Source organism: Roseixanthobacter glucoisosaccharinicivorans, assembly GCF_043195095.2.
Classification (GTDB): domain Bacteria; phylum Pseudomonadota; class Alphaproteobacteria; order Rhizobiales; family Xanthobacteraceae; genus NCEH01.
This window is the reverse complement of record NZ_CM195538.1, coordinates 399,907-425,594: the sequence shown is the minus strand read 5'-3', so window position 1 is coordinate 425,594 and position 25,688 is coordinate 399,907. Positions and strand designations below refer to the sequence as shown.

General features: G+C 66.9%; 25 protein-coding genes. 14 read left to right on the top strand and 11 right to left on the bottom strand.

The window, feature by feature from the left end:
* The first annotated feature begins 143 nt into the window (after positions 1-143).
* The 4 genes from V5F78_RS01830 (at position 144) to V5F78_RS01815 (ending at position 2,854) form a co-directional block, all read left to right on the top strand.
* Positions 144-998, top strand: a complete 855-nt coding sequence (locus tag V5F78_RS01830) for a ComF family protein (RefSeq protein ID WP_394068920.1) — start codon at positions 144-146, stop codon at positions 996-998.
* A gap of 59 nt (positions 999-1,057) precedes the next feature.
* Positions 1,058-1,315 (top strand): glutaredoxin 3, encoded by a 258-nt coding sequence (gene grxC / locus V5F78_RS01825; protein ID WP_348844390.1) that lies wholly within the window; start codon positions 1,058-1,060, stop codon positions 1,313-1,315.
* A 154-nt stretch (positions 1,316-1,469) separates the two neighbouring features.
* On the top strand, positions 1,470-2,354 hold the full coding sequence (locus V5F78_RS01820) for a carbon-nitrogen hydrolase family protein (RefSeq protein WP_394068918.1): 885 nt from the start codon (positions 1,470-1,472) through the stop codon (positions 2,352-2,354).
* Entirely contained in the window at positions 2,351-2,854 is a 504-nt protein-coding gene (locus V5F78_RS01815; RefSeq protein ID WP_394068916.1) for a DUF1178 family protein, read from the top strand. Before V5F78_RS01820 ends, V5F78_RS01815 begins: the two co-directional genes overlap by 4 nt.
* Positions 2,855-2,867: 13 nt before the next feature.
* On the opposite strand, the gene ubiG is transcribed toward V5F78_RS01815, so the two are convergent.
* The 7 genes from ubiG to V5F78_RS01780 form a co-directional block, all read right to left on the bottom strand.
* Positions 2,868-3,623: a bifunctional 2-polyprenyl-6-hydroxyphenol methylase/3-demethylubiquinol 3-O-methyltransferase UbiG gene (gene ubiG, locus V5F78_RS01810; protein ID WP_394068914.1), complete on the bottom strand. Its 756-nt coding sequence runs from the start codon at positions 3,621-3,623 to the stop codon at positions 2,868-2,870.
* Positions 3,624-3,727: 104 nt separating this feature from the next.
* Entirely contained in the window at positions 3,728-4,132 is a 405-nt protein-coding gene (locus V5F78_RS01805) for a DUF1398 domain-containing protein (protein WP_394068912.1), read from the bottom strand.
* A 27-nt stretch (positions 4,133-4,159) separates the two neighbouring features.
* On the bottom strand, positions 4,160-4,630 hold the full coding sequence (locus V5F78_RS01800) for a MarR family winged helix-turn-helix transcriptional regulator (protein WP_394068910.1): 471 nt from the start codon (positions 4,628-4,630) through the stop codon (positions 4,160-4,162).
* Positions 4,631-4,822: 192 nt separating this feature from the next.
* Positions 4,823-5,860 (bottom strand): tryptophan--tRNA ligase, encoded by a 1,038-nt coding sequence (trpS, locus tag V5F78_RS01795; RefSeq protein ID WP_394068908.1) that lies wholly within the window; start codon positions 5,858-5,860, stop codon positions 4,823-4,825.
* 162 nt (positions 5,861-6,022) lie between these two features.
* The gene (locus V5F78_RS01790) at positions 6,023-6,928 is read right to left on the bottom strand and encodes an alpha/beta fold hydrolase (RefSeq protein WP_394068906.1); all 906 of its coding nucleotides are present in this window, start codon (positions 6,926-6,928) and stop codon (positions 6,023-6,025) included.
* Between the two features lie 60 nt (positions 6,929-6,988).
* Positions 6,989-8,506 (bottom strand): murein biosynthesis integral membrane protein MurJ, encoded by a 1,518-nt coding sequence (murJ, locus tag V5F78_RS01785; protein WP_394068904.1) that lies wholly within the window; start codon positions 8,504-8,506, stop codon positions 6,989-6,991.
* Positions 8,507-8,554: 48 nt separating this feature from the next.
* Positions 8,555-9,148 carry a helix-turn-helix domain-containing protein gene (locus V5F78_RS01780; protein ID WP_394068902.1) on the bottom strand — a complete coding sequence of 198 codons (594 nt, stop codon included), beginning with the start codon at positions 9,146-9,148 and terminating at the stop codon, positions 8,555-8,557.
* A 295-nt stretch (positions 9,149-9,443) separates the two neighbouring features.
* On the opposite strand from V5F78_RS01780, the gene V5F78_RS01775 reads away from it, so the two are divergent.
* The 8 genes from V5F78_RS01775 to V5F78_RS01740 all read left to right on the top strand — a co-directional run bounded on the left by V5F78_RS01775 (position 9,444) and on the right by V5F78_RS01740 (position 16,157).
* Complete coding sequence (locus tag V5F78_RS01775; RefSeq protein ID WP_394068900.1) at positions 9,444-10,484, top strand: ABC transporter substrate-binding protein; 1,041 nt, start codon at positions 9,444-9,446, stop codon at positions 10,482-10,484.
* Positions 10,484-11,299, top strand: a complete 816-nt coding sequence (locus tag V5F78_RS01770; protein ID WP_394068898.1) for an ABC transporter ATP-binding protein — start codon at positions 10,484-10,486, stop codon at positions 11,297-11,299. The genes V5F78_RS01775 and V5F78_RS01770 overlap by 1 nt, the downstream gene beginning before the upstream one ends.
* On the top strand, positions 11,296-12,162 hold the full coding sequence (locus V5F78_RS01765; RefSeq protein ID WP_394068896.1) for an ABC transporter permease: 867 nt from the start codon (positions 11,296-11,298) through the stop codon (positions 12,160-12,162). The genes V5F78_RS01770 and V5F78_RS01765 overlap by 4 nt, the downstream gene beginning before the upstream one ends.
* Positions 12,163-12,179: 17 nt before the next feature.
* Complete coding sequence (locus V5F78_RS01760) at positions 12,180-12,833, top strand: 2-hydroxychromene-2-carboxylate isomerase (RefSeq protein ID WP_394068895.1); 654 nt, start codon at positions 12,180-12,182, stop codon at positions 12,831-12,833.
* Positions 12,830-13,177: a RidA family protein gene (locus tag V5F78_RS01755; RefSeq protein ID WP_394068893.1), complete on the top strand. Its 348-nt coding sequence runs from the start codon at positions 12,830-12,832 to the stop codon at positions 13,175-13,177. Before V5F78_RS01760 ends, V5F78_RS01755 begins: the two co-directional genes overlap by 4 nt.
* Positions 13,178-13,304: 127 nt before the next feature.
* A complete protein-coding gene (locus V5F78_RS01750) occupies positions 13,305-14,618 on the top strand; it encodes an MFS transporter (protein WP_394068891.1) in 1,314 nt (437 codons plus the stop codon).
* An 82-nt stretch (positions 14,619-14,700) separates the two neighbouring features.
* Positions 14,701-15,216, top strand: a complete 516-nt coding sequence (locus V5F78_RS01745; RefSeq protein WP_394068889.1) for an MOSC domain-containing protein — start codon at positions 14,701-14,703, stop codon at positions 15,214-15,216.
* A 2-nt stretch (positions 15,217-15,218) separates the two neighbouring features.
* Positions 15,219-16,157: a PDR/VanB family oxidoreductase gene (locus V5F78_RS01740; protein ID WP_394068887.1), complete on the top strand. Its 939-nt coding sequence runs from the start codon at positions 15,219-15,221 to the stop codon at positions 16,155-16,157.
* Between the two features lie 9 nt (positions 16,158-16,166).
* Here the strand turns inward: V5F78_RS01740 and V5F78_RS01735 are convergent, their stop codons facing one another.
* Positions 16,167-18,611, bottom strand: a complete 2,445-nt coding sequence (locus tag V5F78_RS01735) for a PAS domain-containing protein (protein WP_394068886.1) — start codon at positions 18,609-18,611, stop codon at positions 16,167-16,169.
* A gap of 356 nt (positions 18,612-18,967) precedes the next feature.
* On the opposite strand from V5F78_RS01735, the gene V5F78_RS01730 reads away from it, so the two are divergent.
* Positions 18,968-20,221 (top strand): D-amino acid dehydrogenase, encoded by a 1,254-nt coding sequence (locus V5F78_RS01730; protein WP_394068884.1) that lies wholly within the window; start codon positions 18,968-18,970, stop codon positions 20,219-20,221.
* A gap of 44 nt (positions 20,222-20,265) precedes the next feature.
* Here the strand turns inward: V5F78_RS01730 and V5F78_RS01725 are convergent, their stop codons facing one another.
* Together V5F78_RS01725 and V5F78_RS01720 are read right to left on the bottom strand one after the other, a co-directional pair.
* Positions 20,266-21,813 (bottom strand): ABC transporter substrate-binding protein/permease, encoded by a 1,548-nt coding sequence (locus V5F78_RS01725; RefSeq protein WP_394068882.1) that lies wholly within the window; start codon positions 21,811-21,813, stop codon positions 20,266-20,268.
* Positions 21,814-21,860: 47 nt separating this feature from the next.
* Positions 21,861-22,613 carry an amino acid ABC transporter ATP-binding protein gene (locus V5F78_RS01720; protein WP_394068880.1) on the bottom strand — a complete coding sequence of 251 codons (753 nt, stop codon included), beginning with the start codon at positions 22,611-22,613 and terminating at the stop codon, positions 21,861-21,863.
* Between the two features lie 307 nt (positions 22,614-22,920).
* Here V5F78_RS01720 and V5F78_RS01715 point away from each other — a divergent pair, with 307 nt between their 5' ends.
* On the top strand, positions 22,921-24,462 hold the full coding sequence (locus tag V5F78_RS01715) for a methyltransferase domain-containing protein (protein ID WP_394068878.1): 1,542 nt from the start codon (positions 22,921-22,923) through the stop codon (positions 24,460-24,462).
* Positions 24,463-24,572: 110 nt separating this feature from the next.
* On the opposite strand, the gene V5F78_RS01710 is transcribed toward V5F78_RS01715, so the two are convergent.
* The gene (locus V5F78_RS01710; protein ID WP_394068877.1) at positions 24,573-25,154 is read right to left on the bottom strand and encodes a DUF4142 domain-containing protein; all 582 of its coding nucleotides are present in this window, start codon (positions 25,152-25,154) and stop codon (positions 24,573-24,575) included.
* Between the last annotated feature and the right edge of the window lie 534 nt (positions 25,155-25,688).

Sequence of the window (25,688 nt, the reverse complement as noted above, 5' to 3'; positions counted from 1 at the left end):
CCGATCGCGCCCGGCCATGACGGCGGATCGTCCCCTCGCCCGCCCCGGCTGACACTGCTGGGACGGAACGCCGTCGGCCCGCCCATTGAAGGCGTGGCAGCTCCGCGCCATTGTGCGCCAAACGGGGCGGGTGGTCGGCCGACATGCAGGCAGCGGTTCCAGATCGAGACGCTGGCCAAGGCGAGGGCGCGGAGCCCGGCGAACCTGCGCCGCGCATCGCGGAGCGGCTGCTTGCTGGTGGACGCGGCGCCGGGCGGGCGCTGCACGCGGCCGGCAAGGCGGTGCTCGGCCTCGTGCTGCCGCCCACCTGCGTCGCATGCGGCGCCATCGTGCACGAGGCGGAGGGCCTGTGCGGGGGATGCTGGCGCCGCCTCACGTTCGTCGAGCGACCCTATTGCGAACGGCTCGGCATTCCCTTCGCCTATGAGCAGCAGCAAGGCGACGGCGCGCCGCGCCTGTCCCTGGAGGCGGTCACCGATCCGCCGGCCTTCGACCGGGCGCGCGCGGCGGTGCTGTTCGGCCCGGTCTCTCGCGATCTCGTGCATGGCCTGAAATATGGCGACCGGCTCGACATGGCGGCCCCCATGGCGCGCCTGATGATGCGCGCGGCGGGCGAATTGCTGCGCGAGGCCGACCTCATCGTGCCGGTGCCGCTGCATCCCCTTCGGCTGTGGCGGCGCCGCTTCAACCAGGCCGCCCTGCTGGCCCGGCGGATCTCCAGGGCGAGCGGCGTGCCGTGCCGCACCGACGTGCTGGCGCGCACCCGGGCCACCCCTTCGCAGGTCTCCTTCAGCCGCGCGGAACGTCGCGCGAATGTTTCAGGGGCATTTCGCGTGCCCGATTCGCTCCAGCACCATGTGGCCGGGCGGCGGATTGTGATTGTGGACGATGTGCTCACAACCGGGGCGACGCTGGATGCCTGCGCCCAGGCGTTGAGGTATGCAAAGGCCGTTCATATCGACGCCGTGACATTCGCCAGGGTTGTCGAAGCCGGCTGAAGAGCCTTATTATGCAACAATTACGTGACGGCGGTTTGGCCCGTCGCGCAGAGGCCTGCATGAAAACCATCGAAATTTACACCAAGAGCTGGTGCCCCTATTGCCATGCTGCAAAGGAGTTGCTGCGCCGAAAAGGTTTGACGTTCACCGAGATCGACGTGACCACGGACCCCGCCGGACAGGAGGAAATGTCCCGGCGCGCGGGCGGGCGGACCAGTGTTCCCCAGATCTTCATCGGCGAGACCCATGTGGGCGGCTGTGACGATCTCTATGCCCTCGAAAGCGCGGGCGAGCTCGACACCCTGATCGCGGCCTGAGCCGCGCCGCGCGGGCTCCTCGCCGCTCCAGCCGAGCCGCGCGGCCTTTACCCCCTCGCGCGCGGTGGGACGAGCCTCTACACTTCCCTCCGCGCAACTTGCCCCCTTCCAACGTGCCACCTCTTATCCCTGTTGCGCGCCGCGAGCCGAAGCCATGAGTGAGACCCAGAAGACCGAAACACTGCGCGTGGGCCTGGTTCAATTGCGCTCCGGGCGCGAGGTCGCCGCCAATATCGAGACCGCGAGCGCGCTGATCCGCGAGGCCGCGCTGGCCGGCGCGCAATATGTGCAGACGCCGGAAACCACCAATCTCATGGAGCTGGACCGCACGCTGCTGTTCGAAAAGCTGCATGAGGAAGAAGCGGACCCTGCCCTCGCCGCATTCCGCGATCTGGCGCGCGAGCTGAAGATCCACCTGCATGTGGGCTCGCTGGCGCTGAAGATTTCCGAGCAGCGCGCCGTCAATCGCGGCTTCCTGATCGCCCCCGACGGGGACATCGCCACCCGCTACGACAAGATCCACATGTTCGACGTGGATCTCGGCAATGGCGAGAGCTATCGCGAATCCAATTCCTACCGGCCCGGCGAGCGCGCCGTGACCGCCGCCGTCTCCGGGATCAAGGTCGGCCTTACCATCTGCTACGACCTGCGCTTTCCCCCGCTCTACCGGGCGCTGGCGGAGAACGGTGCCGACCTGCTGACCGTGCCGGCCGCCTTCACCCGTCCCACTGGGGAAGCCCATTGGCATGTGCTGCTGCGCGCCCGCGCCATCGAGAACGGCGCCTATGTGCTCGCCGCCGCCCAGGGCGGGCGTCACGAGAACGGCCGCGAAACCTATGGCCATTCCCTGATCGTGGACCCGTGGGGCCGCGTGATCGCCGAGGGCGGCACCGACCCCGGCGTGATCCTCGCCGAAATCGACCTGAAGGAAGTCGCCGCCGCCCGCCGGCGCATTCCCTCGCTGCAGCACGGCCGCCGGTTCGAGGTCGCCGACGGTGGCCAGGGCGGGCATCTGCATCTGGTCGGGGCCACGACGTGATCCGCTACACGCTGAGGTGCGAACAGGGCCACGATTTCGAAAGCTGGTTCCCCTCCTCCGACAGCTACGAGGCCCAGCGCGGACGCGGCCTGGTGTCGTGCCCGAATTGCGGCAGTGTGCGCGTGGAAAAGGCGATCATGGCGCCATCGGTCGCCCGCACCGATCGCGGCGCCCCGCCGGCGGCGCCCGACGCCGCCCCCGCCCAGACCGGGGACGAGGCGCCTGGCCAGGCCCCCGCGCAGGCACCGGCGAACGCGGTGGCCCTGATGGGCGAGCAGGAACGCGAATTCCGCCGCCTGGTGCGCGAGCTGCGCGACCACGTGACCCGCAACGCCGATTATGTCGGCGAGGATTTCGCGACCCTCGCCCGCAAGATGCATGGCGGCGAGATCGAGCATCGCTCGATCTATGGCGAGGCCAGCGCCGAGGAGGTGAAGGCGCTGCGCGATGACGAGGTGGCGGTATTTCCCCTGCCCGTCCTGCCGGAAGACCGCAACTGAGCCGGCAGGGCCCTTAGACCATCGGCCCCGCGACGATGAAATAATTCACGTCCGTATCCGCCGAGAGCGCCCATGTGCCGCGCAGCGGATCGAAGCTGAGGCCGGCCAATTCGCGCATTTCGAAGCCGCCGGCAGCGAGCGTCGCCTCGAATTCGCCGGGGGTCACGAACTTGTCCCAGCGGTGCGTGCCGCGCGGCAGCCAGCGCAGCACATATTCCGCCCCGACAATGGCGAGCGCGAAGCTCTTGCCCGTGCGGTTCAGCGTGGAGCCGATGAACAGGCCATTGGGCTGCACCATCTCCACCGCGCGACGCACGAACAGGCCGACGTCGGCCACATGCTCCACCACCTCCAGCGCCATCACCACGTCGAACCGCTCGCCCGCATCGGCGAGTTCCTCGGCGGTGGTGGCACGATAATCCACGGCGAGATCGGCGCGCGCCGCATGGGCGCGGGCGATGTCCACATTGCCGGCGGAGGGGTCGATCCCCACCATATCCGCCCCCATGCGCGCCATGGGCTCGCTGATGAGCCCGCCGCCGCAGCCGATGTCCAGCACGCGCACCCCCTTCAAAGGCCGCAGGCTGCGCGGGTCATGGCCGAAATGACGCACGATCACGTCGCGCAGGAAGGCGAGGCGCACGGGATTGATGGCATGCAGCGGCGCCATCTTGCCCTTGGGATCCCACCATTCTTCGCCCAGCGCCTCGAAGCGGGCGACCTCGGCGGGATCGACGGTCAGGTTCGGCTGAGGGCTCACCTGCGGCATGGGAACTTCCTTTGGCTGCCGTGGAGGCTTACGCCAGTGCGGTGGCAGCGGCAAGGCATGCCGCCGTGCGGGACCGGTGGCAGCCTATGCGCAAGCGCCGCAGCCTAGGAATTCGGAAACAGCTCGACGTGGGTTTCCCCGGTGCGCGCCACATAAAGCGCCCGCCGGCCGGAGAACGACACCACATAGCCGGCGCACCCGGCCGAGACGGCACGTTCGCAAAATCCCGTGTAGGTATAGCCCGCGACCTGCTGCTGGGCGTCGCGGATCGCGGCTTGGAGGCGCGCGGCATCGAAGGCGGGGACAACCGCGCCTACGACGCGATGCGCCGGCAGCGCGATGCTCTCCCCGTCTGGCAGATAATAGGTCGCGGTCGCGCGGCGGAAATCGACCGCATAGCTTTCAAACCCGGCGTCCCCCAAGGCTCCCACGATCTGCGGAAAGCTCATGGTGTTGTGCTCGGCGGCGGCGAGACAGGTGCGGGCCGCGGTCTTCTGTCGATCATCCATGGTGGTTCTCCGAAATGGGCGCGCGGATCATTCGATCGGGGTTGCGGTCATCTGGCCGCGTTCGGCCAGGCTCCTCAGAAGCCGCAGCAGGCTCGCGCGGTCTTCCGCGGTGAGGGCGTCGAAGAATTCGGCATCGTTGCGGTCGGCCAGCGCGGCGAGCGCGGGCACGAGGGCGGTGCCGCGCTCAGTCAGCGCGAGGGTTTGTGCGCGGCCGTCGTCCGGGCTCGCCGCGCGCACCATCAGCGCCTTTGCGATGAGCCGGTCGGCGAGCTTGGTGATCGCCCCCCGCGTCAGGCCCATCTCGTCCGCGATCCGGCTCGGCGGCATCGGCGCCTTGCCGTAGAGCGCGCGCATCACGCTCCATTCGGCGACCGTCACCTCCTTGTCCGCGAGCTTCGCGGCGAAGGCCTGGGAGACGTGGTTGGACACCAGCCGCAGCCAGAAGCCCAGATGCGCCGTGAGATCGGAAACCGGCGGAGCGGGGGGAGTGGAAGACATGGCGCCCTCTTTGATTGACTAGGAAACTATATGCATATGATTTCCTAGTCAATCAAATTGGCGCAGCCTCCGATCAAATTCCGAAAAGCCGCCGTGGCGGCCGGCGCCCGGCCGCCGCTGGGACGCCGAAAGGACCCAGGGCGGAAAGCACGCGACGCCGGGCGCGAAGCCCCCGGCGTCGCGGGGAACCGCTCAGCCCCGCACCATGCCCACGATGTCCTTCACGTCGCGGATCGTCTGGTCGGCGATCACCCGCGCGCGGGCCGCGCCGTCGGTGAGTATGGCGTCGATGGCACTGGTATCGGCCATCAGGCGCTGCATCTCCCCGGCGATGGGGCCGAGCTTGTCCACCGCGAGATCCACCAGCGCCGCCTTGAAGGCAGAGAATTGCCCGCCGCCATATTCATCCAGCACGCCTTGCTTAGTGCCGTCGGCGAGCGCGGCATAGATGCCCACCAGATTGTCCGCCTCGGGACGCGCCTTGAGCCCGGCTTCCTCGGAGGGCAGCGGCTCGGGATCGGTCTTGGCCTTGCGCACCTTGCCGGCGATGGCATCCTTGTCGTCGGTGAGATTGATGCGGGAAAAGTCCGAGGGATCGGACTTGGACATCTTCTTGGAACCGTCGCGCAGGCTCATGACGCGGGTGGCGGGGCCGGCGATGAGCGGCTCGGTGAGCGGGAAATAGCCCTCCCCATGGCCATTGGCGGCGATGGAAGCGGCGAAATCCACGTTGAACTTTTGGGCGATGTCGCGCGTCAGTTCCAGATGCTGCTTCTGGTCCTCGCCCACCGGCACATGGGTGGCCTTGTAGAGCAGGATGTCGGCGGCCATCAGGCTTGGATAGGCGAACAGGCCCAGCGACACGTTCTCGCGGTCCTTGCCGGCCTTTTCCTTGAACTGCGTCATACGGTTGAGCCAGCCCATGCGGGCGACGCAATTGAAGATCCAGGCCAGTTCCGCATGGCCGGACACCTGGCTCTGGTTGAACACGATATGGCGCTTGGGGTCGATGCCGCAGGCGATGAAGGCGGCGGTGACCTCGCGCGTGTGGCGCTTCAGCTCTTCCGGGTCCTGCCACACGGTGATGGCGTGCAGATCGACCACGCAATAGATGCAGTCATGGCTGTCCTGCAGGGCGACGAAGCGCTTGATGGCGCCGAGATAATTGCCCAGATGCAGGTTGCCGGTGGGCTGCACACCGGAAAAGACGCGTTCCGCGACCGCCGCCATGGCGACCTCCCGAAGACCGGCGTGCCAAGGCACCGCCGTCAGACATGACAGCGCAGCGGCCGGACGGCCGCGCGCGAAGACGAAGCGCGCCTCATGCCACCCGCCGCCGCGCCGCGCAAGCTGCCCGGCGGGCAAGCGCCACGCTGCGCGGGGAAGGAACGCTCAGCGGGGCGGATTTGCCGCGTCGATGAAGCCGCCGATGGCCTCCTGGGTCGCCGCGTCCCAGAGCAGCGGCGCATGACCCTCGTCCCCCACGGTGTGGACGGCAAGGCCGGGATGGCGCGCCGCCATCTGCGCCACCGTATCGGTGCTGAGAATGTCGGACAGCGCGCCGTGCACCACCATGACCGGAATATCCTTCATGGCCTCGAACCCCGGCCACATGTCCGGCAGTTCGGCCTTGGGATCGAAGGCCTTGAAGGCGACGGCGAGCGCCGGGTCATAGGCGAGGGCCGGCGTGCCGGCATCGTCGCGATAGATCTGGCGGGCGAAGCGCTCCCACCCGGCATCGTCGAGGCTCGGAAACAGGAAGCCCTGGCTGGCCTTCAGACGCGCGACGGTGGAGGGCCAGTCGGTGAAAGTCGGCACGCCCACATAGCCGGAGATGCGGGCAAGGCCGGCCTTCTCGATCACCGGGCCGATGTCGTTCAGTACCGCCGCCGCCATCAGATCGGGGCGCAGCTGGGAGAGCACCATCATCACCAGCCCGCCGCGCGAGGTGCCGATGAAGATCGCGCGGGCAATGCCGAGGGATGCGAGCGCGGCGATCGTGTCCATCGCCTCCTGGAGCGGGGTATAGGTGGCGACGGGCCCGAAGGCGGAGCCGCCGCGGCCACGGAAATCCAGCCCCACGACACGCCGCCCGCGCGCCACCAGCGCCCCGGCCAAAGCTTCGAAATCACGCGAATTGCGCGTCACGCCCGGCAGGCAGACCACCGGGAGATCCTCGCCCGCAGTGCCCCACTCGCGGCCGAACAAGGCGAGCCCGTCGGCGGTGGCATAAGCGAAGAAGCGGCAGGGCGGGGCGGAAGCGGGGGCGGTCTCGGTGGCGGGAACAGGCTCAACCATGAATGCACTCCTTCGGGCTGGGAACACCTAAGGCCATTCGGGCGAAGGTTGAAAGACGGCTCAGTCGGCGCGGGCCACGGAACGGCGCACCAGCAGCGCGACCGCGCCATAGCTGAGCATCCCCGCCCCCACCAGCACCACGAGCCGCGCCAAAGCGGCGAATGTGCCCGCACCGGGATGCGGCCAGACCTGCGCGAGGGCGCCGACCACCAGCGCCATCAGCACGCACCCACCGGCGAGCCCGGCGACGGCGCGGGCGAGCGCGCCATCCACATGCAGATGGCCGGCGCGCGCCAGCAGGGCGCCAATGGTCAGCGCGCTCAGCACCGCCGAGACCGCAACCCCGCTCGCCGCCCCCGCCGGGCCGAAGGCGGCGCCGAGGCCGATGCAGGCGAGCGCGCAGGCGAGCAGCGAGGCGAGGCCCACGCGCTCCACGGTCCGCGTCATGCCATGGGTGAGCGCGGTGGCGGACAGCACCCGCTCCAGCCCCTGCGCCGGCAGGGAGAAGGCGAGCGCGGCCAGCAGCAGCGCCGTGAGGCGCGCATCTTCCGCATCGAAGCTGCCGCGCTGGTAGAGCACGGCCACGATGGGCTGCGCCAGCACGGCGAGCCCGGTGCCCGCCGGCAAGGCGAGCGCGAGCGCGGCAAGGCTGGCGCCGCTGGCATGGCGCCCCCTGCCCCCGCCGCCCGCCGCCAGCAGCGGCACCAGCACCGCCCCGGCGCTGGCGCCGACGAGGCCGAGCGGCAGGTCCACGAGGCGCTGGGCATAATTCAGCGCTGCCACCGCGCCCGGCAAGGCGGAGACCGTAGCCGCCGCGATCAGCAGGCGGAATTGGGAGAGGCCGGCGAACAGCAAAGCGGGCGCGCAGGCGCGCAACACGGAGCGGGCGCCGCGCCAGTCCGGCGGATGTCTCGCGCCTGCGGGCGCGCCCGGCGCGCCAAGGCTCGCCAGCTTCATCAGCGCGAGCTGGGCGATACCCGCCGCAACCTGGGCCATGGCGACCAGCACCGCCGCCGTCCCCGTCGCCATGTCGGTCGAGAGCACGAGATAAAGGATCACGCAGAGCACCACGGCATTGGCGAGCCCCGGTGCCAGCGCCGGCAAGAACACCCGCCCACCGGCGTTCGCGATGCCGCCGAACACCGCCGCCCCGGCCGCCAAGGGCAGATAGAGCAGCGCGATCCGCCCGCAGGCGATTGCAAGGTCCGCCCGCTCGCCCCCGAGCCCGAACCCGGGCGCGAGCACGCCGATCAGAACCGGCATGAACAGTGCGCCGAGCCCGGCCAACACCAGGAGCAGCAGCACCAGGAGGATCAGCACCGCGCGCGAGAGCGCATCGCCCGCCGCATCTCCGCCGCGCGCCTGCGCCGCCGAAAGGCCGGGCAGGAAGGCGGCGTTGAACGCGCCTTCCGCCAAAAGGCGGCGCGCCAGCAGCGGCAGGGAGAGCGCGGCCATGAGGGCATCCGCCGCCGGACCCGCGCCCAGCACGGCGGCCGTGCCGGCATCGCGGGCAAAGCCCATCACCCGCGAGCCGAGTGTCGCGGCCGTGACGGTGGAGGTGCGGGCAAGCAGGGACATGGACCATCCAGGGCGAAGCGGGGCGGAGCTGCCGGCCCGCAGGCCGCCTCAGGACGCGCGCGAAGCCGGACCGTCGAGGGGCAATGCCATGACCACCAGCACCTCGGCCTTCTGCCGGCCGAGGCTGCGCACCTCATGCTTGATCTCGCCGGAGAAATAAAGGCAATCGCCTTTTTCCATGGTCAGTTCGTCGGCACCGAGATTGACCGCGATGCGGCCGCTGACGACGAACAGCATCTCCTCGCCGCCATGCTCCCAGCGCGGCCCGGTCTTCTGCAGGGGCACGATGGACGGCGTCATGAGGAACGGTTCCATCATCTTGCGTGCCCGTCCCGCCGCCAGCGGCACGAGGCCGAAGGCGCCATCCATGTGCGGTGCCGGCCCCTCGCCGGAACGGTGCAGCGTATAGCGCGGCGCCGGGTCGGCATTGGGATCGAACAGCTGGGCGATATTCACGCCGAGCGCGTCCGCAAGGCGCAGCAGGGCGGTGACGGAGGGTGTCTTCAACCCGCGCTCGACGAGGGAAAGATACCCGCGTGTCAACCGGCTCAGGCCTGCGAGTTGGTCCAGCGTGAAGCCGCGCGCGTGGCGCAATTCCCGCAGATTAGGGCCAAGGCGATCCGCCCGGCTGACGTCCAGCACCACTGGTCTCCCTGCCCGCTACCGCGCCGAGGCCCGGCCAAGGCGAAAGCCATAAGCGGACCGACGAAATTTTTCCACCGGGAAACACGATCTTGTGCGGAAATTTGCGCCTGGGTTTTCCCGCGAGATGTGCAAATCCTCAAAATTGTGGCCAACACTGCGGCACGCGACCTGCCTGTGCCGCTTTTTTGGGCGCATGCCTTATATGCATCATTTAGCGGCTATTGATTTCTGAGGGTAAACTTGTTTGTGTTTGCGAGTGGCTCGCAGCTAACAATAACCCCAGGGGACCCGTATGGCCGACACATCTTTCACCCGCCGCCATGTCCTCAGCCTGGCCGCCCTCGGCGCCGGCGTTTCCTTGCTCCCGCGGCGGGTCTGGGCGGCTCCGCACGTCACGTTCGGCGTGGCGAGCCTCGATGCCAGCTATGCCTTCATCTACGCCGCCCTGAAGAAGGGCTATTTCGCCGAAGCCGGCCTCGATGTGGAGCATCTCAACTCCCAGAGCGGCCCGCGGACCAAGCAAATGCTGTCCGCCGGGCAGGTGTTCGCCGCCTGCACCGGGTCCAGCGACGCCGTCGCTTTGACCATGGCCGGCAAGCCGTCCGTGCTGGTGTGCTCGCTGGAGCGGCGGCCGGCGCTGGCCAACATCCTCGTCAGCAAGGCGGCCTATGATGCCGGCGTGCGCAGCGTGAAGGATCTCGCCGGGAAGAAGATCGGCGTCACCCAGCCCCAGTCGCTGACCTGGCTGCTCGGCGTCGCCATCACCGAGGCCGCGGGCTTGAAGGGCAAGGTGGACTTCCGCCCGCTCGGCGACTTCACCACCATGCTCGGCGCGGTGAAGGCCGGGTCCGTCGACGGCTGCATCGCGTCCTTCGCCATGCTGGATGCGGCCGAGGCGGAGGGCTGGGGCGTCCCCATCTTCCGCTCCTACGACAGCGCCGAATGGAACGCCTCCTTCAAGGGCGACCTGCCGGGCGTGGGCGTCTATGTGCTCAAGGACACCCTCGAAGAAAAGCGCGCCGAAGTGCAGATGCTGGTGAACGGCCTCGTGAAGGGCACGGACTATGTGAAGTCCGCCTCCCCCGAGGACGTGGCGGAACTGGTGAAATCCGACTTCCTGCCCGGCGCCTCGCTGCCCGCCCTCGTCGAGGCGGTGAAGAAGTTCAAGACCACCTGGAACTTCGAAAACACCTATACGCCGGAGGCCTATGCCAACCTCATGAGCTTGATGGGCGATGGCCGGATGTATCCCTCCGCGGATCTTGCGGCCCGCGCGAAGTTCGCGGACCAGGTGGACAATTCCTTCGTCCTCAAGGCCCGGGGGAAAGCGTGATGCGGGTGATGATCCGCCTGGACGCGGTCGGCAAGACCTATAGCTCCAAGAGCACCCGGCACACCGCGATCGGCAGCGTCTCGCTCGATATCGCGCAGGGAGAGTTCGTGTGCCTCGTGGGTCCATCGGGCTGCGGGAAAAGCACCTTGCTCAATATGATCGCCGGCTTCCAGCCGGCGACCGCCGGCACGATCACCCTCGACGGCATGCCGGTGCTGCCGGGAACGGTCCCCCAGGGACTGGGCTATCTGTTCCAGAAGGACACAGTGCTGCCCTGGCTGACGGTGGAGCAGAATGTCGGCCTCGGACCGCGCTTCGCGCATCTCCAGCCCGACCAGATCGCGGCCAAGGTGAAGAGCCTGCTCAAGCTCGCCAAGCTTGAGCCCTACGCGCATTATTATCCCTACCAGATCTCCGGCGGCATGCGGCAGCGCACGGCACTGCTGATGACGCTAGCATGCGATCCCCGCGTGCTGCTGCTGGACGAACCGTTCGGCGCGCTCGATTCCCACACCAAGATCAACCTACATCGCGAACTGCACGAGATCTGGCGGCAATTGAACCAGACCATCGTCATGGTGACCCACGACCTCGACGAGGCGGTGGCGCTGGCGGATCGGGTGATCGTCCTGTCGGGTCCGCCGAGCCGGGTCCTGCTCGACCATCGCATCGACATTCCCCATCCCCGCGATCCCTACACGGTGCGCGAGACGGACGCCTTCAGCCAGCACCTCAAGGCCATCTGGGCCGTGCTCGGGCGTGAATACCAGCGCACCCCGGATGGCACCCAGGGCGTGATCGGAGCCGCAGCATGAGTCGCGTCATGGAGAGCGTCAACGCGCAGCTCGCGCAGCCCGCCCGCCCCCACCGGGACCCGCGGTTCGGCGAAACCACGCGCGTTCGGCTCTATCAGCTGGCGCTGCTCGCCCTGTTCCTCGGCCTGTGGGAGGGGCTGACGCGGGTGCCGTATCTGATCAAGAACACGTTCCTGGATCCGTTCTTCATCAGCCGCCCCTCGCTCATCGCCGAGCAATTGTGGTCGTGGACCTTCGGCGCCCAGGCCGGCTTCCTGTTCCCGCACCTCGCCTCGACCCTCGGCGCAACGCTGCTGGGCCTCGCGGTGGCGGGCGTCACCGGCTTCGCCGCCGGCCTCATCCTCAGTCAGAATCCCATTCTCGCGCGGACGCTGAACCCCTTCATCGTCTGCTGCAATTCCCTGCCCCGCATCGCCATGGTGCCGCTGATCACCATGATGTTCGGGCTCGGCCTGGTGGCGAAGGTGGTCACGGTCTGGTTCGTGGTGTTCTTCCTCATCTTCTTCAACACCTTCAAGGGCTCCTTGTCGGTGGAGGCCCACATCCTCCAGTTCTGCCGCACGCTTGGCGCCTCACCGCGCCAGATCCTCTGGAACGTGCGCGTTCCAAGCGCGCTCGCCTGGACCTTCGCCGCCTTGCCCAACGCCATCTCCTTCTCGCTGGTGGGCGTGGTGATCGCGGAGTTCGTCGGCACGACCACGGGCATGGGCTATCTGATCGTCTCCTCCCTCTCGACCCTCAACGCCAGCGAGATGTTCGCGGCCATCACGGTTCTCGGCCTGTCGGGGATCTGCCTGGTCACCCTCGCCGAGCGCGTGGAACGGCGCCTCCTGCGCTGGTCCCCGCAATTCAACGAACGCTGATCCCTCGGAGAACGCTCATGAGCGACACCACTTCGGACGCCATCGACTATTATTTCTGGATCAATTCCGACTGGGCCTATTTCGGCAACCCGCGCCTGAAAGACATGGCGGAGCGCTACGGCCTGCCGGTGAATTATTATCCGGTCGATATCGGCGCGGTCTATGCCCGCACCGGCGGCATCAAGCTGCCGCTCCGCTCCAAGGAAAGGCGCGATTACCGCTTCCTCGAGATGCGGCGCTTCCGCGACATCCTCGGCATGCCGATCAATCTCGAGCCGAAATACATGACCCAGTCGGTGGAGATCCCCTCGCGCTTCGCCATCGCGGCGATCCAAATGGGCATGCCCCCGCACGATCTGATCCACGCCATCATGACCGCCCTGTGGGTCGAGGAGCGCGACATCGAGGACGAGGCGACGCTGGTTTCCATCGCCTCCGACCTCGGGCTTGACGGCGCGGCGATCCTTGAACACTCGAAGGGCAAGGCGGCGGCGGAAGGCTATTACCAGAACACCGATCGCGCCGTGGAATCCGGCATGTTCGGCGCCCCCTTCTACGTGTTCCGCGGCGAGGGCTTCTGGGGACAGGACCGCCTCGCCATGCTGGACGACACCATCGCCCGCGCGCTCGGCAAGGCGCCGGTCGCGGCTGACCTGAAGGTGGCCTCATGATCAAGCATATCGGCGTCGGCAAGCGGCTCAGCGCCGCCACGGTGTTCGGCGGCATCGCCTATCTCGCGGGCCAGGTGCCCGACGATCTCTCGGTGGGCGTGGAAGCCCAGGCGATTCAGGTGCTGGCCAAGATCGACGCGATCCTGGCGGAAGCGGGCACCGACAAGTCCCGCCTGCTCTCAGCCACCGTCTGGCTGCCGGATATTTCGGACTTCGCCGCCTTCAACACGGTGTGGGACGCCTGGGTGCCGGCCGAGCCGCCCGCTCGGGCCTGCATCGAAAGCCGCCTCGCCAATCCGGGGATCAAGGTGGAAATCGCCGTCATCGCGGCCCTGCCAGCCTGAACCTCCCGCCGCAGCGCCCCGCCGCGCTGCTGCCCGCCATCGACACGCCACGCCCGGACACAGAAGCCGGACGGGGAACGGGAACGTGCGTCCTGGTGAAGACTAACCTTCCATCGTGGGGATTAACATGGCCATCACCGAACATATGGCGGCTCCCGCCGCAGTCTCGTCGCCCTCCAGCCTTCGCCGCATCATCTGGTCGTCGGTCATCGGCACGGCGGTGGAGTGGTACGACTTCCTGATCTATGCGGTGGCGACCGCGCTGGTCTTTAACAAGCTGTTCTTCTCCGTGGCCGAGCCGGCCCTCGCCACCATCGCCGCCTTCGGCACTTATGCCGTTGGCTTCCTGGCCCGCCCGCTCGGCGCCGCCATCTTCGGCCATTACGGCGACAAGCTCGGCCGCAAGGCCATGCTTGCCACCACCATCGTCATCATGGGGCTCGGCACCTTCCTCATCGGCCTACTGCCCACCTATGCCCAGGTCGGCGTCGCGGCGCCGGCCTTGCTGGTGGCCCTGCGCTTCATTCAAGGCATCGGCATCGGCGGCGAGTGGGGCGGCGCGGTGCTCATGGTGGTGGAGAATGCGCCGGCGCATCGGCGCGGCCTGTTCGGCTCCATGGTCCAGGTGGGAAATCCCATCGGCAACCTCGCCGCCCTCGGCATCTTCGCCGTGGTCTCGCAAATGCCCGACGCGGATTTCCTCAGCTGGGGCTGGCGCGTGCCGTTCCTGCTCTCGATCGTGCTCATCGGCGTCGGCCTGTTCATCCGCCTGCGGCTCGAAGAGACCCCCGCGTTCCGCCAGTTGCAGGCCAAGCGCGAAGTGGCGCAGATGCCGATCGTCGAGATCTTCAAATATCATCGCCGCCCGTTCTTCACCGCGGTCGGGCTGAAGATCGCCGAAATCTCCTATGCCTCCATCGCCGGCGTGTTCGTCATCTCCTATGCGACGCAGACGCTGGGCATGTCGCGCAGCACCATCCTGAACGGGGTGATGCTGTCCTCCTTCATCGCCCTGTTCTCGATCCCCTTCTTCGGCTGGCTGTCCGACAAATGGGGGCGCAAGACCATGTTCTATCTCAGCTGCCTGTTCTGCATGGGGTTCGCCTTCCCCATGTTCGCGCTGCTGGAAACCCGGGATCCACTGATCGTGTCGCTCACCGTGGTGGTGGCCATCTCGTTCGGCCAGATGGTGATGTTCGGCATCGGCGCGCCGTTCTATTCGGAATTGTTCGAGGCGCGCCTGCGCTACAGCGGCGCCTCGCTCGGGTTCCAGATCGGCGCGGCCATCTCCGGCGGCCTCACCCCCTTCATCGCCGCCTCGCTCATGGCCTGGAGCGGCGGGGCCACCTGGCCGATCTCGGTCTATCTGATCGTGTGCGGCCTCATCACCACCTTCGCCACCTTCATGGCCCCGGAAACCGCCAACAAGGCGATGACCTGACCGCGCCCAGCGCTCCGGCCCTCCAGCGGCCGCCCGGGCTCCGGCACGCCGGGGCCCTTCCCAGCGAAACCGAGGATCTTCCATGCTTGCCAGCGATACCACGCTCGCCTCGAGCGCCCCGCTCACCACCTTCACCGGCGTCGTCCGGTGCCTGCACATCACCGCCCGCGCCTTCCTGCCCATGCGCGCGATGAACGAGATCACCCTTGTTCCGGGCAAGGGAATCGAAGGCGACCGCTACATGATCGGACGCGAGGAGGGCTTTTATTCCGACCGGCCAGAGGAAGGCCGGCAGATCACCTTGTTCGAAATCGAAACCCTCGATGCCCTGAAGCGGGATGCCGGCATCGAGATCGAGCCGCAGGACCACCGGCGCAACGTGACGGTGGAGGGCGTGCCGCTGAACCATCTGGTGGGCAAGCGCTTCCTGCTCGGCGACACGGTGCTAGAGGCGACCCGGCTCTCGGTGCCCTGCCGCCATATCGAGGAGATCACCGGCAAGGCGATCTTCGATCCCCTGATCAACCGCTCGGGGCTCAATTGCCGCATCCTGGTTGGCGGTGTGGTGCGGGTGGGCGATCTGGTGCGAAACATCTGACCATGAGCCGGACCATTCGCACCGTCGTCACCGAGATCACACCCGCCGGCGCGGGCGTGAAGCGCTTCGTGCTGCAGGATCCGGAGGGGTGGAACCTGCCGCGCTTCAAGCCCGGCGCGCACGTGGACCTGTGCCTGCCCGGCGGGACCCTGCGCACCTATTCCCTGTGTAACCCGCCGACCGAGGGCGACCGCTACGTGGTGGCCGTGAAACGCGAGCCGAAGGGGCGGGGCGGCTCGATCCAGATGCACGACACGCTTCAGGTGGGCACCGAGATCGGCGTCTCCGTGCCGCGCGGCGGCGTGCCCGTTCCTGCCGGCCGCCTGATCTTCATCGCCGGCGGCATCGGTGTGACGCCGTTCCTGTCGGCGGCGGCGGCCCTGGTGAAGCAGGGGCGCACGGATTTCACGCTGCATCTTCTCGCGCGCGGCGCCCCGCCGCTCGCCGATCTGCTGACGCCCCTGGCGGGCCAAGCCGAACTGGTGATCCACGACACGGCCGCCGCCCCCCGGCCGGACCTGGCCGCGCTGCTCGGCGCCCCGCGCCCCGGCGTCATGGTCGCCTGCTGCGGGCCGCAGGGCATGACCGACGCGTTCGAGGCCGCAACGCAGGACTGGCCGGCGGACCAGGTGCACGTGGAACGCTTCACGCCGCCGCCCGTGGTGCTCGATCCGCGCGCCCTGCCCTATACGCTGGTGCTCGCCCGCTCGGGCCGGGAGATCGACGTGCCCCTGGGCGTTTCCATGCTGGATGCGTTGGAGCGCAACGGTGTGCGCGTTCCCAATTCCTGCGGCGGAGGCATTTGCGGCGCCTGCAAGATCGAATGGACGCAGGGCACCCCCATCCACCGGGACCGGTTCCTGTCGCCGCAGGATCGCACCCATGCGCTCATGGCCTGCGTCGCGCTCTCCGCCGAGGATCGGCTGACCATCGACCTTTAGCGCGTGTCCTCAGGGCTGCGCCTGCCCCAGCATGGCGCGGATGCGGGCCGCCAGGTGGGCGACCGCGAACGGCTTGGTCACCATGCTCATTCCAGGCTCCAAGAACCCCGCCGCGACGGCGGCCGTCTCCGCATAGCCGGTCATGAACAGCACCTTCAGGTCGCCCCGCGCCTCGCGCGCCGCATCCACCATCTGCCGGCCATTGAGCCGCGGCAGGCCGATGTCGCTGATCACGAGGTCAAACCTCTGGTCGGACCTCAGCAGATCAAGGCCCGCCTGGCCGTCGACCGCCTCGACGGTGGCATATCCCAGCTCGTGCAGCACCTCCAGGATGAGCCCGCGCACCACCAGGTCATCCTCCACCACCAGCACCACGCCCCCCGCGCCGCCGCTTTGCCGCACCTGCGGGGCGGGCGGTTCGGCGGGCTCGGGCACGCCATCGTGGTGGCGTGGCAGATAGACCTTCACGCAGGTCCCGACCCCGACCTCGCTATAGATGTGGCATTGCCCTTCCGATTGCCGGGCGAAGCCGTAGATCATGGACAGTCCGAGCCCGGTGCCCTGGCCGATGGGCTTGGTGGTGAAGAACGGATCGAACGCCCGCGCGATCACCTGCGGGTCCATGCCGGTGCCGGTGTCGCTCACGCTGAGACAGACATAATGGCCCGCGGTCACCCCGGGCACGCGGGCGGCGTAGCCCTCGTCCAGGTGGACGTTGCGGGTCTCCAGCGTCAGTTGGCCACCCTCGGGCATGGCGTCCCGGGCGTTGATGACGAGGTTGAGAATGGCATTTTCCAGCTGGTTGGCGTCGCACAAGGTCGACCACAGGTCCTCGGCGAGCCCCAGGTTCAGATGGATGCTCTCGCCCATGGTCCGGCGCAGCAGGTCTTCCATGGAGAGGACCAGCGGATTGATCCTGAGCGCCTTGGGATCGAGCGGCTGGCGGCGGGAGAAGGCGAGCAGGCGATGGGTCAACGCGGCGGCGCGATGGGCCGAGCTCATGGCATTGTCGACGAAGCGTTCCAGCTCGGCGGTGCGGCCCTGCGCGACGCGGCGCTTGAGAATATCGAGCGAACCCGTGATGCCCTGGAGCAGATTGTTGAAATCATGGGCGATGCCGCCGGTCAGCTGGCCCACCGCCTCCATCTTCTGCGACTGGCGCAATTGCTCTTCGGTGAGGCGCTGGTCGGTCATGTCGCGGCCGACGATGTAGAGGCGCCCGGTGTCGGCGGCCAGCGTCCAGGCCAGCACGCGATAGGTGCCGTCGCTGCGCCGGCAGCGGTTCTCGAAGCGCGGAATGGCCGGCGCCTCGCGCGAGCGGGCGAGCGCGGCGCGGGTTGCCGCCACGTCCTCGGGATGCACCAGATCGAGGAAGCCGTGGGCCAGCAGGTCGCTCTCGCTCCAGCCGAGCAGATCGCTCCAGGCGCCGTTCACCGCCTCCAGGACGCCATCCTCGCGGCACACGCCCATGAGATCGCCGCTGAGCCGCCACAGACGGTCGCGCTCGCGGGTGCGCTCGGCGACCAGCGCTTCCAGGGATTCGTTGAGCTTGCGCAGCGCATCTTCCGCCCGCCGCTGCTCGGTGATGTCCTGGCCCTGCACGAAAATCCCGCCCACGGAGCCGTCCGCATCCACCACCGGCTGGTAGATGAAGTCGAGGACATGCTCCTCCAGCGGCAGGCCGGGCGCTGGGCGCAGCATCAAGGACAGGCCATGGGCGACGAAGGCTTTTCCGGTGCGATAGGCTTCATCCAGCGCAGCCAGGACGGGTTGCCCGGCAAGTTCCGGGAACGCCTCCCGCACCGTCAGCCCAACCAGGGGCCGGCCTCCGGCGAGGCGCAGGTAAGCGGCATTCGCCAGTTCCACCAGATGGTCGGGTCCGCGCAGCACGGCGGTGAAGGCCGGCGCCTGCTCGAACAGGGCCTGCAAGCGCTGGCGTTCGCGATGCAGCTTCGCATTGGCTTCCTGCACCGCCTCGGCGCGGTCGAACACCTCGCCCTCGATCAGCAGCGCCGGGCTCGGCGTCGTGGCGCCGAGGCTGACCCGCAGATTGTGCAGCTCGGTCACATCCACCGTGTGCTGCACCACGTGGCGGACGTTGCCGTCGGGCCCGAACAGGGGGGTGTGCGTGGCGCTCCAATAGCGCATCTCCATCCCGCCGTCGGGCCGCTGGATCGGATAGGGGATGAAGGGCAAGTCGTCGCGCGCTTTGTTGCGGATCACCCGCTCCAGCGACGCCCGCAGCATCTGGTTGGACGCGGACGCGGGATCGCTCGGAAACGCCGCGAACATGGACAGGCCGAGAATGTCCTCCCGCCGCCGCATGGTCACGCGCAGATAGGCGTCGTTCATGCCGACGATGGTGAAATCGGGCGTGAGGATGACATAGGGATTGGGCACGGCGTTGAACAGCGCCGAGATGTCGCTTCCCTGCAGCCCGGCGTTTGTGAACACCCGCACCTCCCTTCCGTCGGCGCGCCCGCCTCCGCGCCCATTGACCGCGAGGCCAGTTATCGCCCGCATCGCGCGCGGCCTCAACCGGCCCGGCCGTCTTTCGCGATCCGCCCGCACGACCGCCTTCCGCAGCGCTCGCGAGAACCGCCGCGCACGGAAGAACACGCGAGCGCGCGGAGAGATCCATCTCTCGGAAAACTCCGACGCGCCGGTGCGGATGGCGCGCCGCCGGCGGCGATCCCGCCCGGCCGGGCAAGCCGTTCCATCGTCGCGCTTGTCGGGCAGGGCCGCCTTGGTGTCTGATCCGATTTTGCGGTGCGGCAGGCGCGCAGCGCCGGGCTGCGGGAGGCCGGACGATGAAGGTGGTGATTCTGGGGTCGGGCGTCATCGGCGTAACCCTCGCCTATTATCTGGCGGCCGCCGGCCATGAGGTGGAAGTGGTCGACCGCCAGTCCGGCCCCGCGCTGGAAACCAGCTATGCCAATGCCGGGGAGGTTTCGCCCGGCTATTCCGCGCCCTGGGCCGGGCCGGGCCTGCCGCTGAAGGCCATCAAATGGCTGATGATGAAGCACCGGCCCCTGGTGATCCGCCCGCGCCTCGACCCGGCGATGCTCGCCTTCGGCCTGCGGCTGCTGACCAATTGCACCCATGCCCGCTACGAGATCAACAAGGGGCGCATGCTGCGCCTTGCCGAATACAGCCGCGATTGCCTGATCGCCCTGCGCCAGCAGACCGGCATCGCCTATGACGCGCGCATGCAGGGCACGCTGCAGATGTTCCGCACCCAGGCGCAGCTCGACCATGCCGGCGAGGACATGGCGATCCTCGATCGCTTCGGCGTGCCTTACGAGCTGCTGGACCGCGCCGGCTGCATCGCCGCCGAGCCGGCGCTCGGGCGGGTCGCGGAAAAGATCGCCGGCGGGCTGCGCCTGCCGGGCGACGAGACCGGCGACTGCTACAAATTCACCAATGCGCTCGCCGCTCTGGCGGAAGAGAAGGGCGCGGTGTTCACCTATGGCCGGGCGCTGCGCGCCATCGAGCATGACGGCGCCAACATCACCGGCGTCCAGACCCAGGCCGGGACCATTCGGGGCGATATCTATGTGGTGGCGCTCGGCAGCTATTCGCCCAAGGCGGTGCGGCCGCTCGGCATCCGCCTGCCGGTCTATCCGGTGAAGGGCTATTCGCTCACCGTCCCGATCACCGACGCCGACGGCGCGCCCGAATCCACCGTCATGGACGAAACCTACAAGGTGGCCGTGACCCGCCTCGGTGACCGCATCCGCATCGGCGGCACCGCGGAACTGGCGGGTTTCGACCTCTCGCTGCCCCATGCGCGGCGGGAAACGCTGGAGCACGTGGTCAGCGATCTGTTCCCCGACGGCGGCAATCCAAAGGCCGGCACCTTCTGGAGCGGCCTGCGCCCCATGACGCCGGACGGGCCGCCCATCCTCGGGCAAGCGAAATATCCCAACCTCTTCCTCGGCACCGGGCACGGCACGCTGGGCTGGACCATGGCGGCGGGCACCGGGCGCCTGCTCGCCGACCTGATCACCCGCCGCACGCCCGAGATCGACACCGAGGGATTGACGCTCGCCCGCTACGGATGAGCGTCAACCCCCTTTGACGCGGGTCCCTTTGAGGCGGCGTGCGATCAGCCGATGGAGCGCGTCACGCCGCGGCTGGCATAGCGCTCTGCCCATTTGGCAAGCCGCACGAACGGCAGGCCGATGAGCAGATAGATCGCCGCCACCAGCAGGCCGGTGCCGAAATAATCATAATAAGTGGTGGAGATCAGCTCGTAGGTCTTGGTCAGTTCCACCAGCGAGATCACCGACACCAGGGAGGAATCCTTGATGAGCGAGATGAAGTCGTTGGTGGTGGGCGGCAGCACGATGCGCGCCGCCTGGGGGATGATGACGTTCCGCAGCGCCTGGCGCTCTGTCATGTTGAGCGCGATGGCCGCTTCCATCTGGTTGCGCGGAATGGCCAGCAGGCCGGCGCGATAATTTTCCGCCTCATAGGCCGCATAGTTCAGGCCGAGCGCGATCACGCCGGCGACGAACGGTTCGAGCTGCAATCCCACCTTGGGCAGGCCGTAATAGATGAACAATACCTGGATCAGCAGCGGCGTGCCGCGCACCACCTCGATATAGACCTGGGCGAGGCGATCCAGCAGCACGCCGCCATACACCCGGCACAAGGCGAGCGTTGCGCCGAGGCCGACCGCGATGATCATGGCGAGGATGGAGATTTCCAGCGTCATCACCGCCGCCCAGCCGAGCTGGGGCAGGAAGCGCATATAGCGCTCAAGCTGCATCTTCCAGCCCTGCGGCTGGGTCGCCTGGACGAAATGATCATAGGCCAGCGGCTGTGCCTGGAGCGGGCGCTGATCGCCAGTGAGCTGGGCCATCAGCGGGGTCCAGATCGCCCAATGATCGAGGATGGTGCGCATCGAGCCGTCATGCATCATCTGCGACAGGCCGGTGTTGATCTCGGCCAGCAGCTCGGGATGCGCGCCCTTCTTCAGCGCGATGCCGTATTCGATGCGGCCGACCGGCTGGCCGGTGAACTGAAGCTCGCGGTCGGGCTGGGCGTAATAGACCGCGATGGGGAAATCCATCACGGTGGCGTCGATGCGCTTGAGCTTGAGATCGGAATAGGCGTCGATCTCCTGGTCATAGGTGCGCAGATCGATGCCGCCGGCATTGCGCAGCACATATTCCATCTGGCTGGACTTGAGCGTGCCGACCTTCTTGCCCTTCAGGCCTTCCAGATTGTCGATCGGCGCATCGCCGCGGCGGATCACGATCTGGCCGAACGTGGTGTAGTAAGGCGCCGAGAAATCCGCCACAGCTTGGTGGTCGGGCGTGATTTCCAGCCCGTTGATCACCGCCTCGTACAGGCCGGCATCAAGACCGGGAATGAGATTGCTCCAGTCGTTCTGGATGAACACCGGCTTGCGGCCGAGCTTTGCCGCCAGTTCCTTCATGATGTCGACTTCGAAGCCCACCGTAATATTGGGGTCGGCCGGATCCTTGAAGGTATAAGGCGCGCCGCTGGTGCTGTCGCCACCATAGGTGAGCGTGCGCGCGGCGGTCGGCGCCGCAGGTGCGGTCTGCGCCGATGCGGGGGACACAGCGGCCGCCGCCAGCGAAACGGCGAGAAGCAAAGACGAGAGGGCGAGGCGGGCAAGACGCATGGCAATCCCCGAAGCGGGAGAGAAGGGCGAAGGGTCGTGCGGAGCCATCAGACGAAACGATGCAGGAACTGGCGCGTGCGCGGATCCTTGGGATTGTCGAAGATCTCGTCTTCGTCCGAGATCTCGATGATCTCGCCCTTGTCCATGAAGATGATGTAATCGGAAGCATCGCGCGCGAAGCGCATTTCGTGGGTGACGATGATCTGCGTCATGCCCTCGTTGTCGAGCTCCTTCATCACGTCCAGCACCTCGTGCACGAGGCCGGGATCGAGCGCGGAGGTGGGCTCGTCATACAGCATGATCTTGGGCGACATGGCGAGCGCGCGAGCGATGGCGCCGCGCTGCTGCTGGCCGCCCGATAGATTGATGGGATAGCGGTCCATCTGCTCGAACAGGCCGACTTTCTTCAGCAGGCGCTCGGCATTGGCGGCCGCCTCGTCGCGGCTCACCCCCTTCACCACCATCGGCGCCATCATGACGTTCTGATGCAACGTCTTGTGCGGAAACAGGTTGAAGCTCTGGAACACCATGCCGACATTCTTGCGCAGCCGATGCGCCACATCGTTGAGCGGCGCGGCCGAGCCGGGCTTGCGCTCCATGCGCACGCCGCAGGCTTCGATGACGCCGGAATCCATGGATTCCAGCCCATTCAGGCAGCGCAGCAAGGTGGATTTGCCGCAGCCCGAGGGCCCAATCATCGAGACAAGGTCGCCCTCCTCGATCTGAAAGCTGACACCTTTGAGAATGGTGTGTGCGCCAAAGGACTTGCGCACGTCTTCCACGCGAAGGATCGGATCCATGTGTGTTCAGCCCCCCTGCGGCCCACGGACCGCCAGCTTCACACGCTCCCTATCGACGGGCCGTGACGCTGGGGTGACACTTCCAGGCGCGAGGAGGCTCGCCGGCACCGGGATTGCAAAAATATAGACATTTATTATTATAATCACCTTGCGGTTGTATAATAAAAATTCACCCAAAACTGACATACGTATGTAATAAATTACCATCTACAGTATATATACATGTACATCACGTGCATTTATACATCCGCTCGGACCAGCATCTGAAACGGCGGCACGCTGCCCCCTTCCCAAGGCGCGAGAACGCATGTCTCTCTTTCAATTGCCTGCGGATTATGTGGCGCGCTCAGCGTCCTATTATTTCGACGATTCCCCGTTCTTCGACGGCACGATCGTGCACCAGCCGGAAATCTATGAGGCGGCGGACTATTTTCTTCAAGCGGGCGGGCGCACGCGGATCCTGGACATTGGCTGCGGCAACGGTCGCAAGCTGCGCCAAGTGCGCGCGCGCGAGCATATCGGAGTGGATTTCGGACCGAACATCGACGCGTGCCGCCAGCGCTTCGGGGCCTGGGGCACCTGGCTGGACGCCGATCTCTGCCAGCGCAGTTGCGCGTCGGTCGCCGCCTATGCCGACGCCAGCACCGTGGTCGTCTGCGCCGATGTGGTCGAACACCTCCTGGACCCGACGCCGCTGCTGAATTTGCTTGCGCAATGCTATCGTCGCGGCGCCATCGTCATCACCAGCACTCCCGATCGCGTGAAGGTGCGCGGCGCGGACGACAAGGGCCCGCCCGCCAATCCGGCTCATGTGCGGGAATGGGCGCTCGACGAATATATCGCCTTTCTGGAAGCCTGCGGCCTGCCGGCGACCCATGCGGGCCATACCATCAACAACAATATCGCCCGGGCGCTGCGCACCATCGTGACGGTGCACGACATCACGGTCGATCGCGCGCGCGCAGCGCTCGCCACCCAGCCGCAACAACGCCCGCTCGCCATCCTCGCGGCCTATAACGAGGCCGATGTCATCGCCGAAGTCGTCGAGGACCTGATCGAGCAAGGCTGCGACGTGGCGGCGATCGACAATTGGTCCACCGACGAAACCTGGCCGCTTCTGCGCATGCTGGCCGCTCGCCACCCGCACCATGTCCGCATCGAGCGTTTCCCGCAGGACGGGCCCGCGAAACATTATGAATGGCGCCGGATCCTTCAGCGCAAGGCGCAGATCGCGCATGGCTTTGCGGGGCGCTGGATTCTCCATACGGATGCGGACGAACTGCGCCGCTCGCCCTTCCCCGGGCTGGATCTTGCGACAGCGCTCCATGTGGCCGCCCAAGCCGGCGCGAACCGCGTGGCGAGCAATCTCATCCACTTCCGGCCCATCGACGCGCGGCCGTTTCGGCCCGGCACGCTCAAGAGCGCCTTCAGCCATTTCGAATTCGGCACGCGCCCGGGGCACTTCAAGCAGGTCAAGGCGTGGCTGCAAGGACCGGAGCTGGTCGATCTGGCTTCAAGCGGGGGCCATGTGGCCTCATTCCCCGGCGCCGTCGACTTTCCCTATCGGTTTCTCCTGCGCCATTATCCCATCCGCTCGGCGGCGCATGGCCGCCGGAAGATCCTGGCCGAGCGGCGGACCCGCTGGAGCCCGGAAGAGCGCGCGCTCGGCTGGCATGTGCAGTACGACGACTTTTCCGAAACCGCGCCCGGCTTCTGGCACGCCGCGGACCTGGTGAAGTTCGACGGCGATTTCTGGCGCGATCACGGCCTGCCGCTGATCACCGATATCGCGGAGCGTCGGTGGGCCGAAAGCCCCGTGTCCACGGGCCAGGCCCGCCGCCGCGCGTAAGCCGATCGGGCTCGGGCGCCGGCGCATCCTGGCGGGAAACCGTGGCGCCTGTTCCGGATGACGCGGTGGGGGCGTCATCCGGATTTTGATCTCGAACGGATCCAAGCAGATCAGAGCTTCAGCTTGGCCAATTCGTAGCACATCTTCAGGTGCATCTCGATGATCGGCAGCGTCTTATGCGCGAATGCCTTCAGGGTCTTGTTGTCGCCGCCCTTGGCATAGCCGGCGAACAGGCCCACGGCATCCTGATGACCCTTGGTCTGCACGGCGATGTAATCGGCATCGAAGGTCGCGCCATCTTCGCTCTTCAGGCGGGCGAGAATCTTGTCGAACTCATCTCCGAGGCCGGTCGGAAGGGTCAGTCCGGTATTCGCCTTGCCGAAGGCGGTCCCGAAATTCTTACCGATCTTGGTATGGTCTTTCACCATCTTCTTGGCGAAGGCGAGCACCTTCTTGTTCTTGCTCTTTTCCAGCGCCACCTGACTGGTGACGATCTCGAACTGGTTGGCCCGCGCCGCCGTATCCACGAACACCGGAGTGGCCGGCACGCTCGCGCCTTTGGCGATCTCGGCGGGCGAGGGGCTGGCCGGGGACGCGGCGCTGGCCGCAGGCATATTCATGGTCTGCGCCGAAGCGGCGGGCACACCCGCGAGCAATGCCACGGCAACGAAAACGTTGGACAATTTGGACATCTGTCGCTTCTCCCGAAAGTACGACCATCCCGTACGCTGACGGTACGCTTCAACGGCCGTATGACAACCTAACTCATTTTTTTAAAAGCGCTATTCACCATCCACAGGCCCGTGGACGAGGGGGAGCGCCGCGCCCGCTCCGCGACGCGCGGCATCGCACCGGCCGCACATCGGGCGGCCCCGGCGCCACCGATCCTCAAGGTCCGGGCAGGGCACTGCGAACGCCTGTCAAAACTTAGATATTATTCTGTCCACGACGAAACGATGACCTTCATAAAATCGAAATATTGCCTCGACCTGACGGCCACGATGCCGTTTTACCGAATGTGACCTTGTAAGAACCTTACGGAATCGCGTCGATTTCTCCGATTTCCGGCTTGACAAAGATACCTCCCCATAAGAAACAGAACCAAATGTCGGCCGGTGTAGGATCATGGTGAAAATCATTTTTATACATCGACATAAACAGCGTGGGTCACGCGCTGCAATTTAGTCAGCGAACATCCCCTCGACAAAAGCGTCATTCGCGGCAAA

Excerpts from the sequence above, each read along its gene's own strand:
- V5F78_RS01830 (WP_394068920.1), top strand. The coding sequence starts at position 144 with ATGCAGGCAGCGGTTCCAGATCGAGACGCTGGCCAAGGCGAGGGCGCG.
- V5F78_RS01775 (WP_394068900.1), top strand. The coding sequence starts at position 9,444 with ATGGCCGACACATCTTTCACCCGCCGCCATGTCCTCAGCCTGGCCGCC.
- V5F78_RS01790 (WP_394068906.1), bottom strand. The coding sequence starts at position 6,928 with ATGGTTGAGCCTGTTCCCGCCACCGAGACCGCCCCCGCTTCCGCCCCG.
- trpS (WP_394068908.1), bottom strand. The coding sequence starts at position 5,860 with ATGGCGGCGGTCGCGGAACGCGTCTTTTCCGGTGTGCAGCCCACCGGC.
- V5F78_RS01730 (WP_394068884.1), top strand. The coding sequence starts at position 18,968 with ATGAAGGTGGTGATTCTGGGGTCGGGCGTCATCGGCGTAACCCTCGCC.
- ubiG (WP_394068914.1), bottom strand. The coding sequence starts at position 3,623 with ATGCCGCAGGTGAGCCCTCAGCCGAACCTGACCGTCGATCCCGCCGAG.
- V5F78_RS01740 (WP_394068887.1), top strand. The coding sequence starts at position 15,219 with ATGAGCCGGACCATTCGCACCGTCGTCACCGAGATCACACCCGCCGGC.
- V5F78_RS01760 (WP_394068895.1), top strand. The coding sequence starts at position 12,180 with ATGAGCGACACCACTTCGGACGCCATCGACTATTATTTCTGGATCAAT.
- V5F78_RS01755 (WP_394068893.1), top strand. The coding sequence starts at position 12,830 with ATGATCAAGCATATCGGCGTCGGCAAGCGGCTCAGCGCCGCCACGGTG.
- V5F78_RS01805 (WP_394068912.1), bottom strand. The coding sequence starts at position 4,132 with ATGGATGATCGACAGAAGACCGCGGCCCGCACCTGTCTCGCCGCCGCC.
- V5F78_RS01725 (WP_394068882.1), bottom strand. The coding sequence starts at position 21,813 with ATGCGTCTTGCCCGCCTCGCCCTCTCGTCTTTGCTTCTCGCCGTTTCG.
- V5F78_RS01745 (WP_394068889.1), top strand. The coding sequence starts at position 14,701 with ATGCTTGCCAGCGATACCACGCTCGCCTCGAGCGCCCCGCTCACCACC.
- V5F78_RS01720 (WP_394068880.1), bottom strand. The coding sequence starts at position 22,613 with ATGGATCCGATCCTTCGCGTGGAAGACGTGCGCAAGTCCTTTGGCGCA.
- V5F78_RS01765 (WP_394068896.1), top strand. The coding sequence starts at position 11,296 with ATGAGTCGCGTCATGGAGAGCGTCAACGCGCAGCTCGCGCAGCCCGCC.
- V5F78_RS01710 (WP_394068877.1), bottom strand. The coding sequence starts at position 25,154 with ATGTCCAAATTGTCCAACGTTTTCGTTGCCGTGGCATTGCTCGCGGGT.
- V5F78_RS01750 (WP_394068891.1), top strand. The coding sequence starts at position 13,305 with ATGGCCATCACCGAACATATGGCGGCTCCCGCCGCAGTCTCGTCGCCC.
- V5F78_RS01800 (WP_394068910.1), bottom strand. The coding sequence starts at position 4,630 with ATGTCTTCCACTCCCCCCGCTCCGCCGGTTTCCGATCTCACGGCGCAT.
- murJ (WP_394068904.1), bottom strand. The coding sequence starts at position 8,506 with ATGTCCCTGCTTGCCCGCACCTCCACCGTCACGGCCGCGACACTCGGC.
- V5F78_RS01715 (WP_394068878.1), top strand. The coding sequence starts at position 22,921 with ATGTCTCTCTTTCAATTGCCTGCGGATTATGTGGCGCGCTCAGCGTCC.
- V5F78_RS01770 (WP_394068898.1), top strand. The coding sequence starts at position 10,484 with ATGCGGGTGATGATCCGCCTGGACGCGGTCGGCAAGACCTATAGCTCC.
- grxC (WP_348844390.1), top strand. The coding sequence starts at position 1,058 with ATGAAAACCATCGAAATTTACACCAAGAGCTGGTGCCCCTATTGCCAT.
- V5F78_RS01820 (WP_394068918.1), top strand. The coding sequence starts at position 1,470 with ATGAGTGAGACCCAGAAGACCGAAACACTGCGCGTGGGCCTGGTTCAA.